Here is a 15,613-nt window from a genome sequence, read left to right on the forward strand (position 1 = left end):
GGTGTGGGAGCGGGCTTGCTCGCGAATGCGATGTGTCAGGCAATATGAATGTCGACTGACATGCCGCATTCGCGAGCAAGCCCGCTCCCACATGGACTGCGTGGACTTTGGGATCAGGACAATTTCGCGAGGCACGCCTCAAGAATATCCAGCCCTTCCTCCAGCACTGCCGCCTCTGTAGTTAAAGGCGCGAGCAGCCGAATGATGTGCCGCGATTTGCCGCTGGGCATCAGCAGCAAGCCCGCGTCTCGGGCAAGGGCCAGCAGCTGCGTCAACTGCGCCGAGGCCGGTGTGCCATCGGCATTGATCAGCTCGATGCCGCGCATGGCACCGACGCCGGTCAAGCGGCCCAGATACGGTGACAGTTCGCGGGCTCGCCAGGATTCGTAGCGGCTGACAATCGCTTCTTCCTGTTGCGCACCCCAGGCGTGCAGATGCGCGTCAGTCATTTCGTCCAGGGTCGCCAACGCGGCGGCACAGGCGATGGGATTACCCGAATAGGTGCCGCCCAATCCGCCCTTGGGCAAGTTATCGAGTAGCGACTTGCGCCCGACGACCGCACCCAGCGGCACGCCGCCGGCAATGCTTTTGCCCAGCAGGATCAGGTCCGGTTCAATACCCAATCGCGAGAACGCAAACCGCTGGCCGGTACGGCCGAAGCCGGACTGGATTTCATCGGCGATCAGCAGGATGCCTTTGTCATCACAGAAACGTCGCAGCGCTTGGGCAAATTCCACATCCATCGCCAGGAAACCCGCTTCACCCTGTACCGGTTCGACGATAAAACAGGCCACGTCATCAACGTCGATTTCGACGCTGAACAGCCGCTCCATCGCCTTCAGGGCCTCGGCGCAGGTCACGTCATTGTCTTTGCTGGGGAAGGGCAGGTGAAACACCGGCCCCGGTAGCACACCGACTTTCTGCTTGTAGGGCGCGACTTTGCCGTTGAGGTTGAGGGTGGCGAGTGTGCGACCGTGGAAGGCGCCGTCGAAGGCGATGACTGCCGTGCGGCCGGTGGCGCCACGGACGATCTTCAGGGCGTTTTCCGCCGCTTCTGCACCGCTGTTGGTGAGCATGCCGCTGACCGGGTAATCCACCGGGATAAACGCCGTCAGGCGATCCATCAGTTCGAGGTAAGGCGCATGCGGGGCGGCGTTGAACGCGTAGTGGGTCAGCCGGGTGGCTTGCTCGCGAATGGCCTCGACGATGCGTGGATGGCAATGGCCGAGGTTCAGCACGCCGATACCACCGACGAAATCGATGTAGCGTTTGCCATCGGTGCCCCAGACCTCGGCGTTTTTGCCGTGGCTGAGCGTGACGGGATGAACGATGTTGATTGACTGACTGATGTTTTCGCTGCTCATGGATACCGGACTCAGAAGAAGGGATGCTTCTTTTTATCTAAGCCGCGAGCAGCGGTGCCCGGCAAACGAAATAAAGTCGCCGGGTCAATATTAAAAGTCGGGATGTGCCGCTAATACCTGTAGGAGCACGGCTTGCCGGCGATGGCGTTCTTGGGATCGCCTTCGCGGGCAAGCCTCGCTCCTACAAAAAGCGTTCAGCGGCGAGTCAGTGGCTGCTGCGAGAACTTCACACCGGCCAAGCCATGGGCGATCAACGCGCGGATATTGCCGTGGTCGCTGCCTTCAGGCGTGGCCACCACCGAACGGTAATGCTCGCCAAACGCTAACAGCGCTTCTTCATCACTCAAGCCTTCCAGTAATGCCAGGCCCAGGGTCTTGCACGAACCTTCGTTTTGCCCGGCGGCGTTTTCCACACCGCCGTTATTGAACGCCTGGGGCTGATAGTCGTAACCGGCTGCGATGAATGCCAAGGTATCGGCGAAAGCGTGTTCGCCGCTCTTGAGGCTGGCGCGCAGGGTGTTCAAATCACTCATTGGGTTTTCCTTTGGCGAACGCCGCTTGCTGGTCGGCGCTGGCTTCTTTCTGGTATTGGGCTTTCCACTCGGCGTACGGCATGCCGTAAACCACTTCGCGGGCTTCGTCGAGGCTGACGTCGATCTGGCGTTCATCGGCAGCGGCCTTGTACCACTTGGACAGGCAGTTGCGGCAGAAACCCGAGAGGTTCATCAGGTCGATGTTCTGCACGTCCTTGCGGCTGTCCAGGTGCGCGACCAGCCGGCGAAAGGCGGCGGCTTCAAGTTCCAGGCGTTGTTGATCGTTCATGATGGGCTCTGTGCAATCAAATCGTGGCGCGGATGATAAAAGCCTGGCGACCGATGCGCCAGACGCGGTCAGCGGCTCGCGGCCAGGGTAATCGATACCGACTCGGCAAAGCGCAGGGCATGGGGCTTGTCGACTTCGACTTCGGCGTACAGGACTGACTCGTTGACCATGATCAGGTCCAGCAATTCCTGGGTCAGGCGTTCGAGCAGGGCAAAGCGATTGCCCTCCACGTGGGCGATGATCGCCTTGGTGATGGTGCGGTAATTCAACGCGTGATCGATATCGTTGTCACGCACTGCATCCTGAGCGGCGTACAGGATGGTCAGGTTGATCAGCACATCCTGCTTGTTGAGGATTTCGTCCTCGTTGATCCCGATGAAAGTTCGCAAACACAGGTCCTTGACCCGGATGCGTGCCATTCCTGGTTGAAGTTGTGGCATTGCTACTTGCTCCGTCCAATCAATTGCAGGAACTCCTGGCGGGTATTACTCGACTCGCGGAAGGCGCCGAGCATCACCGAGGTGTTCATGGTCGAATTCTGTTTTTCGACGCCGCGCATCATCATGCACATGTGCTGGGCTTCGATGACCACCGCGACACCGGCGGCGTCGGTCACTTGCTGCACGGCGTCGGCGATTTGCCGGGTGAGGTTTTCCTGGATTTGCAGTCGGCGGGCGAACATATCCACAAGCCGCGCAATCTTTGACAGGCCCAGCACCTTGCCCGTTGGAATATAAGCCACATGAGCCTTGCCGATGAAGGGCAGCATGTGATGTTCGCAGAGCGAGTACAGCTCGATGTTGTCGACGATGATCATTTCATCGTTGTCTGAGGCAAACAGCGCGCCGTTGACGATCTCGTCGACACTTTGCTCGTAACCATGACACAGGTATTGCATCGCCTTGGCGGCGCGCACCGGGGTGTCTTGCAGCCCTTCGCGGTCGGGGTTTTCACCGAGGCCGATCAGGATCTCGCGATAGCTCTGGGACAAGGAGTTGTGTGGCGGGAATAACGTCATGGGACATCCTCGCGGGAGCGGCTTATTTGACGTGCCGTCCGCCGTTGACGGTCAGGGTCGTGCCGGTGACATAAGGGTTGTCGAGCAAATAACGCAGGCTCTGGTAGATCACTTCGCTGCCGGGCTCGATGCCCAGCGCCGATTTGGCCAGAACCCTGGCGCGGTACGCCGCGTCGTCGTCGGGATTGAACAGTAGCAGGGCTGGCGCGATACCGTTGACCTTGATGCGGGGCGCGTATTTCGCGGCAAAGGACAGGGTCAGGCTGTCGAGCCCGGCTTTGCTGGCGCAGTAGCCGATATGCTTGCTGCTGCCCCTGCGGGTCACATCATCGCTGATGTGCACGATGTCGGCGGGACTTGAACGCCGTAGCAGGTCGGCACAGTGCAGGTTGATCAGGTAGGGCGCCAGCATGTGCACGCTGAACATGCGGGTGAAAGCCGCGGCTTCGGTGCCCGGGGTTTCGGCCAGCCATTCGGAAGCGTTATGGACAACCGCCCGCAAACTGTCGGTGTGGTTTTTCAGTTCGCCGATGAACGCAAGGATGCCGGCCTCGCTGGAAAAGTCCGCAAACACCGAGGTTGCCCCCAGATCACGCAGGGTTTGCACACCAGGGCGTTCGCTGCGATAGCTGAAAATGACCGGATGGCCGTCTTCGAGCAAACGCTGCGCACAGTGCAGGCCAACACGCTGGCCGGCACCGGTGATGAGGATTGGGGCTGCGGTAGAGGTCATGAACGGCTCGCGTCGCGGTAAGAGCAAAACTATACCAGCGACGGGAGTTGTTCACCTACGTCCTGCGATGGCCTTGCTTTTGTAGGAGCAAGGCTTGCCCGCGAAGGAGACGACTCGGTCTATCTGTCAAACCGTGTCATCGTTCTTCGCGGGCAAGCCTCGCTCCTACAAAGGGGTTATTGATTTTGGGGGGTGGGTTCGGTGGGCAACGGACGTGCCGATGGGGTTTGCAGCCACCCGGCCAGCAGACGCGTCGACAGCGGAATGAAGAAATACACCATCAATGGCGTCAGGCACAGGGTGCTGACAAACACGCGGGTCAGCAAACCCGTTTCAGCCAGCAGCGGCCCCAATACAAAGTTGAACAACAGGGACACCGGAAAGAACGCCAGCCAGATGGCCACGGCCTGTTTCCAGCGTGGCGGACGTTGGCCGACCGCACCGAACCAGCCATCGATGCCACTGACCCGATGTTCCGAAGGATTGGCAAACAGATCACTGCCGCGCCCCAGCCAGGCAGTGCGCGATGCGGAATGCTCCCAGGCGTGCATGGTCTGCTCGTCGGCGAAGCGGAAGATAATCTGGAACTCGTCATCATTGGGCGGCGGAGCCAGTACGCCAGAGCCCAGGTAACCGGGGAAATCGGTGGCCAGTTGTTCGCCTTCGCGCAACCAGGCCATCAGGTCCTGGTAACGCCCATCGGCGACGCGGCGCGCAACCATCAGGGTGACGGGTGAGGTAGACATTTTGTATCTCCGTAGGGCAAACGCGTCGCTCCGGATAAGAGCTTCGCCAGACACAGCGCCGGGGTGGTGGGCTGCGTCTCAAGACAAGCAAGGATTATTCCTGATTTTTTCTGGGACGTCTGTGCCAATTAGTTCAACGGCGTGTTGATTACTAATGGGGCAGTGGAGTTAGAATGGATCCAACTTTATACAGGGACGTAGATTACAAAATGCCTGTGCTGACCGACCTTGCACCTGGCTTGCCCTTCAGCACCTCCCTGATTCGAGAAGAACTGTTTCCGATCCGTGAGGTTGCGCGTCTGACAGGGGTCAACCCGGTCACGCTACGTGCATGGGAGCGGCGGTACGGTTTGATACAACCCACACGCACCGAAAGCGGGCACCGTTTGTATTCGGTGACCGATATCGAGCGGGTTCGTAGCATCCTCGGCTGGATTGAACGCGGTGTTGCCGTCAGCAAGGTCGGCAAGATACTGGCCAAGACCGAACCGCTCAAAGTACTGGCGCAGGTCATTCCCAACGAACTCGTTCAAGCCAACTATGACCAATGGCAGCAGCAGGTCAAGGCTGCGGTGAGTGCTTTCGACGAAGTTCAGCTGGAGCACGTCTACGGTCAGGTTTTTTCCAGTTACCCGCTGACGGTGGTATTTCAGGACATTCTGATTCCGGTCTGGAAGCTATTGCTACAACGCCATGAAGCGTTCGGTCAGATCAGCGAGTGGCTTTTTCTGGATGGTTTTCTACGATCTCGAGTGTTGCAACGCCTGTTGCTGGTGCGAGTCATGCAACCGCGACGAGTCATTGTCTGCGCCTTGGCCGATCAATGCCGTGAACTCGACGTGTTGGTCACGGCGCTGTATCTGAGCAGCGTCGATTCGGCTATTCAGTTGTTGGCGATCGGTCAGCCCTTCGAAGAGTTGGTTCTGGTCTGCGAGAAGATCAGGCCCAAGGCACTGATAATAATTTCCAACCACGCGCCGGCGGGGGAACTGCCTAGACGTTTGAAACGCTTGGCCATGAGTCTGGATTGTCAGGTGTTGCTGGCCGGAGAGGCATCGGACCTGGCGCAGGAGAGCCTGGCTGGATCATCGATCGGTTGTCTGGGAAGCGAGGGAGTGTTGATGCGCCAGCGTCTGAAGCAGTTCCTGGCGGGAAACCTGGATACCTGAGCGTAGATAGACTGAAAGATCAGATATGCAGGGCAGGATGGGTCAGGCGATGTTGCTGAAGAATGTACTGACGCAGGCGTTCGGTTTCGTCCTTGTCACTCTGGCTCAATTCGTAGGCGTAGAAACCCTGCTCGGTTTCACGCTCGAAGGTGCCGCGCAACGCAATCCGCTCATAACCTGACGGGCTGAACCACAACGCGAAATGCTTCGGCGCCTTGGTCTTGTTGCGAACCTCCAGCAAAACCCCTTTGAACGATATTTCATGCACCCACATCGTGCCGGGTTGGCCCTTGGCATTTTCCAGTGCCACGGGCTCTTCGAGCACCAGGCGCCATGGCCGAATCATCGGCCCGTCTTCATAGATGCTGGGGACGCCGAGGCGTAGATGCATGGCGTGAAATTCATCTTCCACCAAGTGCAGCGGGAAGGTCATTTGCTGATTTTCGAAATTGGCCTGGATAGTGACTTGCTCATGAGCAGCCAGGCGGGTGAGCAAGTCACGAATCTGCGAGCCACCGTTGACGAGCAGACTCGACGTCGCATCCCGCACATTGAGTTGCGGGTTGTGTTGCATGTTCTGGATAAAATCCAGCTCATCCTGCGTCAGGAGTGCGTCGCGCTGCATGGTTTGCTCGAAAGAAATAATTACAAAGTCATCGGTGATTGTAGTAAATGACCACTAATTCGCAGATTGGTTTGAGCCGTTCGTCGTTTTGAGTGCGGCAATTTCTGCCTGTGCCTCGGCCAATTGCGCTTCCAGCTGCGCGACTCGCTGCTGCGCCTTGACCTGAACCGTGACGTCTTTCTGCACCCCGACGAAATAGGTTTGCCCGTCGTCCGGGTTTTTTACCGTGGAAAGCGACAGTTCGTTCCAGAACGGAGTGCCGTCCTTGCGGTAATTCCTGAGGATTTCCCGGCAAGAGCCGCCACTGCCCAACGCCTGCCGAATCAAGGCGAGGGCTGGCTGATCCCGGTCCCCTGCCTGCAAAAAACGGCAATCCTGATAGAGGATTTCTTCGCTGGAATAACCGGTCAGGCGCTCGAATGCCGGGTTTACGTAAATCAGGATGTTGTCCTGTTCGCCTTCCTTTTCGGCAATCACGATGCCGTCGTTGGAGGCGTTGATCACCATTTGCAGCAGTTGGGCATTGATCATCGCAGAGTCCTTTGCGTATTGATTGATACGCTGCATTCTAAAAGATCAATAAGGGCGGTGCTGTTAATATCTCCTACTTTTATTTAGATTCAGGATCAGATTGATGAAAGTCGCCATCCTTTCCGGCTCGGTGTACGGCACGGCTGAAGAAGTCGCCCGTCACGCTGCAAGCATTTTGAACGCCGCCGGTTTTGAAACATTGCACAACCCGCGTGCGACCCTCGCCGATGTTCAAGCTTTTGGCCCCGAAGCGTTTTTGGCGGTGACCTCGACCACCGGCATGGGCGAGTTGCCGGACAATCTGCAACCGCTGTATTTCGCCATCCGCGATCAGTTGCCGGCGGCCTGGCGTGGTTTGCCGGGCGCGGTGCTCGGTTTGGGCGACTCCAGTTATGGCGATACGTTCTGCGGCGGCGGCGAACAAATGCGCGAATTGTTCGGCGAACTGGGCGTGCGTGAAGTCCTGCCGATGCTGCGCCTGGACGCCAGCGAAACCGTGACGCCGGAAACCGACGCTGAGCCTTGGCTGGCGGAGCTGGTCAGCGCACTGCGAGGCTGACGTGTGCAAGCCTGCTCGCGATAGCGGCGGGTCAGGCAACATTGATGCTGAAGCTGCCGCCGTCATCGCGAGCAGGCTCGCTCCCACACGTTCGCGGGTGCTCTGACAATGGATCCAGACTCACCCGCGCACTGACTCGCTCGGCCATCAAGCTGGCTGCCAATGCAACTACACGAAGTCCGGGGGCTGACTAGACTGCTGTAACGCAGCAAAAAACAATAAAAACCCAGAAAAATAAAAAAGAGAATCCTTGCCGTGAGCGTAGCCCCCGTCCAATCGCCACACAGCATCAAAGACAAAGTCAGTGCCGCCGAATGGCAGACCCGCGTCGATCTGGCCGCCTGTTATCGTCTGGTCGCCTTGCACGGCTGGGACGATCTGATTTTCACGCATATTTCCGCCAAGGTGCCGGGCACTGAAGACTTTCTGATCAACCCGTTCGGGCTGATGTTCCATGAAATCACCGCGTCGAGCCTGGTCAAGGTCGATCAGGCCGGCAACAAGCTGATGGACAGCCCTTACGAGATCAATCCGGCGGGTTACACCATCCACAGCGCCGTGCATGAAGTCCGTCATGACGTCGTGTGTGTACTGCACACCCACACAGCGGCGGGGGTGGCGGTATCGGCGCAGAAGCAGGGCATCTTGCCGATCAGTCAGCAGTCCTTGTTCGTCCTTTCCAGCCTGGCCTGTCACGCCTACGAAGGCGTTGCGCTGAACCATGAAGAAAAGGCGCGACTGCAAGCCGACCTCGGAGAAAGCAATTTCCTGATGCTGCACAACCACGGTCTGCTGACTTGTGGCGGCACCATCGCCGACACGTTCCTGATGATGTTTACCTTTCAGCGCGCCTGCGAGATTCAAGTGCTGGCGCAGAACGGTGGTGCGGAGCTGATCGCCATCGAACCGCAGATTCTGGCGGGTGCCAAGGCGATGATCGCCGGTGTCACCAAAAGTGCTCAAGGGATGGGCGGCGCGCTGGCCTGGCCGGCGCTGCTGCGCAAACTCGATAAACAAGACCCCGGTTATAAACTCTAAATGGCCCTCGCCGAGATTCCTTTATGTGTCTGGCGCAAACGCGGCCAGACCTTCGTATTCCGCGGTCAGCCCCTGCGCTATTGGGCCGCGGGGCAAGGCGAACCGCTGTTGTTGATCCATGGCTTCCCGACCGCCAGCTGGGACTGGCATTACCTGTGGCAGCCACTGGCGCAGCGCTATCGGGTGATTGCCTGCGACATGCTCGGTTTCGGCGATTCGGCCAAACCGGTGAACGACGACTATAGCCTGCTGGCACAGGCCGATTTGCAACAGGCCTTGCTGGCGCATCTGAACGTTGACCAACCCGTTCACATTTTGGCACACGATTATGGCGACAGCGTGGCCCAGGAGCTGTTGGCCCGGCACTATGAAACGCGCGCTGATATCGCCAGTTGCGTGTTCCTCAATGGCGGGCTGTTTCCCGAAACCCATCACCCGGTGTTGATGCAAAAACTCCTGCTCAGCCCTTTGGGCTGGATGATCGGGCGAGCCTTTACCCGAGACGCGTTGGTGAAGAGTTTCCAGCAGGTCTTCGGTCCGCAGACCCGGCCCACGGAAAGTGAACTGGATGATTTCTGGAGCCTGGTCGACAGCAATCACGGGCAACGGATCATGCACAAATTGATCAGTTATATCCCGCAGCGCCGTGTCCAGCGTGAACGTTGGGTCAGTGCCATGCAGCGTGGCGAGGTGCCGTTGCGGGTCATCGATGGCGAGGTCGATCCGGTTTCTGGCGCGCACATGGTGGCGCGCTATCGGCAACTGATTCCCGACCCGGACACCATTCTGCTACCTGAAATCGGCCATTACCCGCAGATCGAAGCGCCGGCGCAGGTGCTCAAGCACTATCTGGAGTTTCGCGACCGGCTGGTTTCACCGCCGCGTAAAGTGGCGTGTTCCTGACTATCCCGCTGCCTTATTGCGCACCATTCAGCCGCCCCCGTGTTCATTGTGACCGGCAGCCCCGTGGCTGACACTCGCACTCATTATCCCTTGCAATGTCCCTTGGCCTGCTGGAGTTCCCCATGAATGAGTCTGTGCGCTTCGAAGATAAAGTGGTGATCGTCACCGGTGCGGGCGGTGGTTTGGGGCGGGCGCACGCGCTGCTGTTCGCAAAGCAGGGCGCCAAAGTGCTGGTCAATGATCTCGGCGGTTCGGCTCAAGGCGAAGGCGCCAATGCATCGGCTGCCGATCGTGTGGTCGCAGAAATTCGCGAAGCGGGCGGTATCGCCGAGGCCAACCACGATTCCGTCACCGACGGTGACAAAATCGTGCAACACGCCCTCGACACATTCGGCCGTGTCGATGTTGTGGTGAACAACGCCGGCATCCTGCGAGACAAGACCTTTCACAAAATGGACGACAGCGACTGGGACCTGGTTTACCGCGTCCACGTCGAAGGCGCCTACAAGGTCACCCGCGCCGCCTGGCCGCACATGCGCGAGCAAAACTATGGCCGCGTGATCTTCACTGCCTCGACCTCGGGTATCTACGGCAACTTCGGTCAGTCCAACTACGGCATGGCCAAACTCGGCCTCTATGGCCTGACCCGCACACTCGCCATCGAAGGCCGCAAGAACAACATCCTGGTCAATGCCATCGCCCCGACCGGCGGCACCCGCATGACCGAAGGCCTGATCCCGCCACACGTGTTCGAGCAACTCAAACCGGAGCTGGTCAGCCCGCTGGTGGTGTACCTGGCCAGCGAACATTGCCAGGAAACTTCGGGGCTATTCGAAGTGGGTGGCGGCTGGATGGGCAAAGTGCGCTGGGAGCGCAGCCTGGGCGCCGGGTTTGATCCGCGGGTTGGTTTCTCTCCGGAAGATGTGGCGGCGCATTGGCAGCAGATTTGTGATTTTGAGGGGGCCGCGCATCCGAAGGACAATATTGAGGCGCTGAAGGAAATGATGGAGAACTTGCAGAAGTATTCGATTTAAGTGGAGGGGGCCACCAAGCTGAGGCTTGGTGGCCGAATTGCTAGTTAAGAGTATTTGTTTTCGATCATGAACTTGGGAGCTTTCCAGTTCGGGCCTTTGATAGCGACAGGGCCTTCACCGTTGGCCAGTACACCCTCCTCGAAAAGCCTTGCATAGGTTTTCAGCAGCTCGCCACTTTCAATGACTTCATGTCGATAGCGTCCAAACATTCTGTCTAGAGATGGAATAGCGGAACCGAGTGCGAAAACGGTCAAGACATCTTCTACTGTTTCATTTTTAACTACTTGCTCGACGATGCTCACTGTTTGCCTCCTTTCAAAAAATTCTTGAAAAATATTTCATCTTGTCTATCCGCAGCCGTTATGGCGTCTTTTGTGTAGAGCAACGACTCATCATCATGAAGCTTGAAGTCTTCCAGGGTCGCCGTGTGCGCGTTGTTCCAGATCGGCAAATCTTTGTCGGGTTTGAAGTCATCGCTGAGCCCCAGCGCTCGAAACCTCTCAAGCTCCCTCATCTCATGAGTGTAGTAGCGCAGATCCGTGTCAGTGAGCTGCGAGTATCCGTTAAGGATTTTCTCAAGGCGTTGCACCATCATGTCATTGGCATCGGATTGATCGAGTCGTGCGATGTGTAATTTCACAGCATCAATTCCGGTTTGGGTAATGACAGCCGTGCGCCAGTCCAGATCCAGTATCGGCCCTCCCGCCTGCTCCGGATTGAAAAGACGCCCGCTGTATTTACCTTTGACGGAAGCCCCTTGATAGGGACTGCTGATAACGACATACAGCGGCGCAATACCCGAATCATCTGGAAAGACGATGATGGACCTGTCCCAACCCTCCACCAGTATGGGATGCAAATCCAGACGCCCTTCGAGGGGCACGATCGGGATTCCGGGATACGTCGGCGTATCAGCCTGAACAATCGGCCGTTCGGTCGAGCTGTTACCCGGTGTGACGGCGGGTGTCCAGGTCAGGGTATTGGTTGGCGAGTCAGGCAGGCCTAGCCGATAAACGTTGTTCTGCGCATCGAATGTTGCGTGCCTCACCGGAACGCTGGGGCGAATGTCGAACCCGTCGGCCGTGATGACAAACACCTCTGCGCCTGAGCCGATGGGTCTGTAGCCAATCCCGACCGGCAGATCCAGTGTTCCTTGCCGGTCCGCGATCGCTCGCAGTGACTGTGCGCTTTCTGACGTCAGTTCCGCGAGCGGTACGCTCATCGTAAAGCGTTCGCCGTTTCCCAGGCGCGAAGGCGTCAGCAGAGCGGCGAAACCGATCAGTGCCAAGCCCAGTGTCGCGGCGCCTGCCGCAGTTGCCACCTGCAATGCCGAACGCAGTGCGGTGATTATCGCGGCCGATGTTTCGGGAGCGAGGATGACGGCGGTCGAGGCGAAGGAAAATACCGGGCTGGAAGAGGCTGTCGCTCCCATAGCGGGATATACCCGCAGGGCTGCTGAAGCCGCTTGCTGTTTCTCGTGCTCCTGCCGTTCAGCTTCAACACGAAGCAGTTCTGCCTGACGTTGAGCCTCAGCCAGTGCTGCAAGCCGTGCTTGTTCGACAGCCACTTGTCGTGCGGCGGCTTCGGCGGCAACGAGCGCTTGTTCGGTAGCCAGTCGTTGATCCTCAGCCAGCGCTGCAAGGCGTGCCTGCTCTCGAGCAAGGGCCTCAGCTTGCTCGTTGATCCGTGCCAACTCGGCGGCGATCCGTCGGGCTTCCTGCTCCGCTGCCATTCGCGCCTGATCTTCGGCTTGCACAGCAGCCAGCCAGTTGAGCACGTTGACCTGTTGCTGATTGAGAAGCTGGATGGCTTGGCTCAGAAGCCTCGCTTCATGAGCTGCCCGGTAGGATTGGCTCCACAACTCCCGTACTGCGGCTGACCGGTCCGCTCGCCGGATAGCTGAGGCCCGATTCAGAAAATCATTGAAGTTTTTGCCAATCGGATCACTTCCATAAAAGCGGTTGGCGATGGCGGTCTGTCCGTGAAGTTCTGCAGTCTTGCGTTGAATCAGCGTGTTTCTGACACCCAGTTCGCGAATCAATGCCGCCGCCGGCGATAGAGGATGCGTTGGGCCTTCCAGCCGTGTCGAGGCCAGCTCGGCCTCAATTGATTGTGCTAATAATGTGGACTTTGCACCGAACTCTTGTTCAAGGGCTATCTGAGTGCCGTACATTATTTCGCGGGTTTTATGGTTGGCCCCTGCCGGCCCGAACATACCGCTAAATGAATAGCCCTGCGTGGTGTCCTTAAAGGGGTCCCAGTTATCTGGGGCCTCTGCAGTAATATGTGTTGCATCAAGAATTAATGGCGGTTTCTGCATATTCAATTCCTTTGAATTTGCTGTTCAGGGTTTCTATGTGATCAATGGATATAGGTTTCAGAAGATATTCTGGTTTGTCGCAGTAGAGAGTGCTCTTCCATTGATTGATAAGTTATTGCTTTACGTTACAGTGGAATTGGAAGTCATGGGTCCGAGAAGTACGTAGGGAACCACTCGTATAGTCGAGAGAAGTTTCCTTGACTGAATAAATAATTAGAAATGTCTTTATCTTGAAGAGGATTTTTCTTACCTGCTACAGCGAAACATCTTGTAGGAATACTTGTATGAAGCCTGATTGCCAGACAAAACCATCGCCCATAAAAAAGGCCGCTGCAAACGCAGCGGCCAAAGCAAGACGTGGATCAAGGAGCAATAAATCAACGTCAGTGAACAGGGGGCGATGAGTCGAAAAAATACGCTTCAAATCATCTGGAATCTGTCGCCAACGGGGTGGGTCAATCATCCCCGTCGCTTCGTGCTTTCAGGCCGTTTGCCGTGAAAGCCCGGCAAGAATAAGGGCTTGAGCGCAAAGGAAAAATAGCGATTCCAGACATGCACTGTTGCAGGCTGAGCAACAGTCGCAGGCTGACACTTGTAGCAGCTGCCGAAGGCTGCGTTCGGCTGCGAAGCAGTCGCAAAATCAGGCACTGCGTTCTGTCAGGCACACTTTGGATTCAGGGTTTACGCAGCCGAACGCAGCCTCGCGAGCTCGGCAGCTGCTACAAGCGAGCGCCTGCTACGCACCCCGGCTTCACCCTGTCCCATGCGCTGCACTGATAACCCTCCATCCAGCCCATCCATACCTCGCGCAAACCCCCGTCCCATGCGGGCATTCATCCTTTGGAGGGACAACGCGAATACCTCCTTGGTGCGCTTATCGCTCCCGGCGTGCGGCAGTAGGGTGGGGCCTTCTGTCACTCACCGGGGAAGACGCATGACAAAAACAACAATGCGCGCCATCTTCAAACCGCAAGCGCTGGCCGCTGCGGTGGCCTTGGGCTGCTGTGCCCAGGCGCAGGCTGTTTCATTCAACATCGGCGAAATCGAGGGGCAGTTCGATTCCTCGTTGTCGGTCGGCGCGAGCTGGGGCATGCGCGATGCCGACAAGTCACTGGTGGGCACCGTCAACGGCGGTACCGGCCAGTCTTCGACCGGTGATGACGGGCGCCTGAACTTCAAGAAAGGCGAGACCTTCTCCAAGATCTTCAAAGGTATCCACGACCTCGAATTGAAATACGGCGACACAGGCGTGTTCGTCCGTGGCAAGTACTGGTACGACTTCGAGCTGAAGGACGAAGACCGCGAGTTCAAACAGATCAGCGACAGCGGTCGCAAAGAAGGCGCCAAGTCTTCGGGCGCACAGATCCTCGATGCATTCGTCTATCACAACTATTCCATCGCCGATCTGCCGGGCACCGTGCGCGCCGGCAAGCAGGTGGTCAGCTGGGGTGAAAGTACCTTCATCGGCAACTCGATCAACAGCATCAACCCGGTCGACGTTTCCGCATTCCGTCGTCCGGGGGCGGAGATCAAGGAAGGCCTGATTCCGGTGAACATGCTGTTCGCTTCCCAGGGCCTGACCGATCAGCTCACGGTGGAAGGTTTCTACCAACTGGAGTGGGATCAGACCGTTCTCGACAACTGCGGCACTTTCTTCGGCGTCGACGTGGCGGCGGACGGCTGCAACAACGGTTATACCGTCGGCAGCCCGGCGATTGCGCCGTTGGCGCCGCTGGCGTCAGCCTTTGGCCAACCTATTCAGGTCACCCGTGAGGGCGTCATCGTGCCTCGTGGCGGCGACCGCGATGCCCGGGATTCAGGGCAGTGGGGCACCGCCTTGCGCTGGCTCGGTGACGACACCGAATACGGCCTCTACTTCATGAACTACCACAGTCGCACACCGACCGTCGGCACCACCACCGCCGGGCTGTCCACACTGGCCAGCCTGCCGGGCATGGTCAGCATTGCCAACCGTCTGGCCCCGGGCAGCGGCTCGGGCCTGGCGCAAAGCGTGATGCTCGGGCGCGGCCAGTATTACCTCGAATACCCGGAAGACATTCGTCTGTACGGTGCAAGCTTCTCCACCACTTTGCCCACCGGGACTGCCTGGACCGGCGAAATCAGCTACCGGCCCAACGCTCCGGTGCAGGTCAATACCAACGACCTGACACTGGCGTTGCTTAACCCGATCGCCGGCGGCGCCGCATCGCCTGTCGCGACCCGGCCAGGTGCCGACAACACGGGTTATCGCCGCAAGGAAGTGACCCAGGTCCAAAGCACCCTGACGCACTTTTTCGACCAGGTATTGGGCGCCCAACGGCTGACCCTGGTGGGTGAAGCAGCGGTGGTACGGGTTGGTGGTCTGGAGTCGCGAAGCAAGCTGCGTTATGGCCGCGATTCGGTTTACGGCCAGTACGGTTTCGGCGGCGATACCGACGGCTTCGTCACCTCAACTTCCTGGGGTTACCGCGCCCGGGCGATCCTTGATTACGCCAACGTGATCGGCGGGATCAACCTCAAACCCAACCTGTCCTGGTCCCATGACGTCGCCGGCTACGGTCCCAACGGGCTGTTCAACGAAGGCGCCAAGGCGGTCAGCGTCGGTGTCGATGCCGATTACCGCAACACCTATACCGCGAGCCTCAGTTACACCGACTTCTTCGGCGGTGACTACAACGTCCTGGAAGACCGTGACTTCCTGGCGCTGAGCTTCGGTGTGAACTTCTGATCTGGCTGAGAAGGATGATGTTA

At 58.1% G+C, this 15,613-nt stretch carries 18 protein-coding genes; 6 read left to right on the forward strand and 12 right to left on the reverse strand.

Translation table 11 applies throughout. The features are described 5' to 3' along the window. Positions 1-113: 113 nt before the first annotated feature. The 7 genes from ACIPLA_RS19040 to ACIPLA_RS19070 all read right to left on the reverse strand — a co-directional run bounded on the left by ACIPLA_RS19040 (position 114) and on the right by ACIPLA_RS19070 (position 4,683). The gene (locus tag ACIPLA_RS19040) at positions 114-1,364 is read right to left on the reverse strand and encodes an aspartate aminotransferase family protein (protein ID WP_192346196.1); all 1,251 of its coding nucleotides are present in this window, start codon (positions 1,362-1,364) and stop codon (positions 114-116) included. Positions 1,365-1,558: 194 nt separating this feature from the next. Next, entirely contained in the window at positions 1,559-1,897 is a 339-nt protein-coding gene (locus ACIPLA_RS19045; protein WP_192346194.1) for a HopJ type III effector protein, read from the reverse strand. Continuing rightward, positions 1,890-2,186, reverse strand: a complete 297-nt coding sequence (locus ACIPLA_RS19050; protein ID WP_018927179.1) for a DUF1244 domain-containing protein — start codon at positions 2,184-2,186, stop codon at positions 1,890-1,892. The genes ACIPLA_RS19045 and ACIPLA_RS19050 overlap by 8 nt, the downstream gene beginning before the upstream one ends. Positions 2,187-2,254: 68 nt before the next feature. After that, entirely contained in the window at positions 2,255-2,626 is a 372-nt protein-coding gene (gene folX, locus ACIPLA_RS19055) for a dihydroneopterin triphosphate 2'-epimerase (RefSeq protein WP_007901645.1), read from the reverse strand. A 2-nt stretch (positions 2,627-2,628) separates the two neighbouring features. Continuing rightward, the gene (gene folE, locus ACIPLA_RS19060) at positions 2,629-3,204 is read right to left on the reverse strand and encodes a GTP cyclohydrolase I FolE (protein ID WP_123501388.1); all 576 of its coding nucleotides are present in this window, start codon (positions 3,202-3,204) and stop codon (positions 2,629-2,631) included. Between the two features lie 22 nt (positions 3,205-3,226). Then, on the reverse strand, positions 3,227-3,937 hold the full coding sequence (gene folM / locus ACIPLA_RS19065; protein WP_218398703.1) for a dihydromonapterin reductase: 711 nt from the start codon (positions 3,935-3,937) through the stop codon (positions 3,227-3,229). 176 nt (positions 3,938-4,113) lie between these two features. After that, positions 4,114-4,683 carry an antibiotic biosynthesis monooxygenase gene (locus tag ACIPLA_RS19070; protein WP_401175020.1) on the reverse strand — a complete coding sequence of 190 codons (570 nt, stop codon included), beginning with the start codon at positions 4,681-4,683 and terminating at the stop codon, positions 4,114-4,116. A 209-nt stretch (positions 4,684-4,892) separates the two neighbouring features. Between ACIPLA_RS19070 and ACIPLA_RS19075 the strand changes: the two genes are divergently transcribed. Beyond that, complete coding sequence (locus ACIPLA_RS19075; protein ID WP_401175022.1) at positions 4,893-5,852, forward strand: MerR family transcriptional regulator; 960 nt, start codon at positions 4,893-4,895, stop codon at positions 5,850-5,852. A gap of 19 nt (positions 5,853-5,871) precedes the next feature. Here the strand turns inward: ACIPLA_RS19075 and ACIPLA_RS19080 are convergent, their stop codons facing one another. Then, on the reverse strand, positions 5,872-6,477 hold the full coding sequence (locus ACIPLA_RS19080; protein WP_007901651.1) for a hypothetical protein: 606 nt from the start codon (positions 6,475-6,477) through the stop codon (positions 5,872-5,874). Positions 6,478-6,531: 54 nt separating this feature from the next. Beyond that, positions 6,532-7,008: a PAS domain-containing protein gene (locus tag ACIPLA_RS19085; RefSeq protein ID WP_401175024.1), complete on the reverse strand. Its 477-nt coding sequence runs from the start codon at positions 7,006-7,008 to the stop codon at positions 6,532-6,534. A 103-nt stretch (positions 7,009-7,111) separates the two neighbouring features. On the opposite strand from ACIPLA_RS19085, the gene ACIPLA_RS19090 reads away from it, so the two are divergent. From ACIPLA_RS19090 to ACIPLA_RS19105, 4 genes are all read left to right on the forward strand, one after another. After that, complete coding sequence (locus ACIPLA_RS19090; RefSeq protein WP_401175026.1) at positions 7,112-7,567, forward strand: flavodoxin; 456 nt, start codon at positions 7,112-7,114, stop codon at positions 7,565-7,567. Between the two features lie 255 nt (positions 7,568-7,822). Next, positions 7,823-8,605, forward strand: coding sequence for a class II aldolase/adducin family protein (locus tag ACIPLA_RS19095; RefSeq protein WP_218398708.1), 783 nt, complete (start codon positions 7,823-7,825; stop codon positions 8,603-8,605). After that, positions 8,606-9,508 carry an alpha/beta fold hydrolase gene (locus tag ACIPLA_RS19100; protein ID WP_218398709.1) on the forward strand — a complete coding sequence of 301 codons (903 nt, stop codon included), beginning with the start codon at positions 8,606-8,608 and terminating at the stop codon, positions 9,506-9,508. Between the two features lie 122 nt (positions 9,509-9,630). After that, complete coding sequence (locus tag ACIPLA_RS19105) at positions 9,631-10,542, forward strand: SDR family oxidoreductase (RefSeq protein WP_401175030.1); 912 nt, start codon at positions 9,631-9,633, stop codon at positions 10,540-10,542. 44 nt (positions 10,543-10,586) lie between these two features. Here the strand turns inward: ACIPLA_RS19105 and ACIPLA_RS19110 are convergent, their stop codons facing one another. From ACIPLA_RS19110 to ACIPLA_RS19120, 3 genes are all read right to left on the reverse strand, one after another. Continuing rightward, positions 10,587-10,844: an immunity protein gene (locus ACIPLA_RS19110; protein WP_218398710.1), complete on the reverse strand. Its 258-nt coding sequence runs from the start codon at positions 10,842-10,844 to the stop codon at positions 10,587-10,589. Next, positions 10,841-12,862, reverse strand: a complete 2,022-nt coding sequence (locus ACIPLA_RS19115; protein ID WP_218398711.1) for an S-type pyocin domain-containing protein — start codon at positions 12,860-12,862, stop codon at positions 10,841-10,843. Before ACIPLA_RS19115 ends, ACIPLA_RS19110 begins: the two co-directional genes overlap by 4 nt. 253 nt (positions 12,863-13,115) lie before the next feature. Then, positions 13,116-13,325 carry a hypothetical protein gene (locus ACIPLA_RS19120; protein WP_148050134.1) on the reverse strand — a complete coding sequence of 70 codons (210 nt, stop codon included), beginning with the start codon at positions 13,323-13,325 and terminating at the stop codon, positions 13,116-13,118. A 471-nt stretch (positions 13,326-13,796) separates the two neighbouring features. On the opposite strand from ACIPLA_RS19120, the gene ACIPLA_RS19125 reads away from it, so the two are divergent. Further along, positions 13,797-15,590, forward strand: a complete 1,794-nt coding sequence (locus ACIPLA_RS19125) for a DUF1302 domain-containing protein (protein WP_218398712.1) — start codon at positions 13,797-13,799, stop codon at positions 15,588-15,590. Positions 15,591-15,613: the final 23 nt, after the last annotated feature.

The sequence above is a fragment of the Pseudomonas sp. NPDC086112 genome (assembly GCF_044746425.1).
Taxonomy (GTDB): domain Bacteria; phylum Pseudomonadota; class Gammaproteobacteria; order Pseudomonadales; family Pseudomonadaceae; genus Aquipseudomonas.

What these genes read in the sequence shown, in the direction of transcription:
- ACIPLA_RS19040 (WP_192346196.1), bottom strand. Translation starts at nt 1,364, where the DNA reads ATGAGCAGCGAAAACATCAGTCAGTCAATCAACATCGTTCATCCCGTC.
- ACIPLA_RS19045 (WP_192346194.1), bottom strand. Translation starts at nt 1,897, where the DNA reads ATGAGTGATTTGAACACCCTGCGCGCCAGCCTCAAGAGCGGCGAACAC.
- ACIPLA_RS19050 (WP_018927179.1), bottom strand. Translation starts at nt 2,186, where the DNA reads ATGAACGATCAACAACGCCTGGAACTTGAAGCCGCCGCCTTTCGCCGG.
- folX (WP_007901645.1), bottom strand. Translation starts at nt 2,626, where the DNA reads ATGCCACAACTTCAACCAGGAATGGCACGCATCCGGGTCAAGGACCTG.
- folE (WP_123501388.1), bottom strand. Translation starts at nt 3,204, where the DNA reads ATGACGTTATTCCCGCCACACAACTCCTTGTCCCAGAGCTATCGCGAG.
- folM (WP_218398703.1), bottom strand. Translation starts at nt 3,937, where the DNA reads ATGACCTCTACCGCAGCCCCAATCCTCATCACCGGTGCCGGCCAGCGT.
- ACIPLA_RS19070 (WP_401175020.1), bottom strand. Translation starts at nt 4,683, where the DNA reads ATGTCTACCTCACCCGTCACCCTGATGGTTGCGCGCCGCGTCGCCGAT.
- ACIPLA_RS19075 (WP_401175022.1), top strand. Translation starts at nt 4,893, where the DNA reads ATGCCTGTGCTGACCGACCTTGCACCTGGCTTGCCCTTCAGCACCTCC.
- ACIPLA_RS19080 (WP_007901651.1), bottom strand. Translation starts at nt 6,477, where the DNA reads ATGCAGCGCGACGCACTCCTGACGCAGGATGAGCTGGATTTTATCCAG.
- ACIPLA_RS19085 (WP_401175024.1), bottom strand. Translation starts at nt 7,008, where the DNA reads ATGATCAATGCCCAACTGCTGCAAATGGTGATCAACGCCTCCAACGAC.
- ACIPLA_RS19090 (WP_401175026.1), top strand. Translation starts at nt 7,112, where the DNA reads ATGAAAGTCGCCATCCTTTCCGGCTCGGTGTACGGCACGGCTGAAGAA.
- ACIPLA_RS19100 (WP_218398709.1), top strand. Translation starts at nt 8,606, where the DNA reads ATGGCCCTCGCCGAGATTCCTTTATGTGTCTGGCGCAAACGCGGCCAG.
- ACIPLA_RS19105 (WP_401175030.1), top strand. Translation starts at nt 9,631, where the DNA reads ATGAATGAGTCTGTGCGCTTCGAAGATAAAGTGGTGATCGTCACCGGT.
- ACIPLA_RS19115 (WP_218398711.1), bottom strand. Translation starts at nt 12,862, where the DNA reads ATGCAGAAACCGCCATTAATTCTTGATGCAACACATATTACTGCAGAG.
- ACIPLA_RS19120 (WP_148050134.1), bottom strand. Translation starts at nt 13,325, where the DNA reads ATGATTGACCCACCCCGTTGGCGACAGATTCCAGATGATTTGAAGCGT.
- ACIPLA_RS19125 (WP_218398712.1), top strand. Translation starts at nt 13,797, where the DNA reads ATGACAAAAACAACAATGCGCGCCATCTTCAAACCGCAAGCGCTGGCC.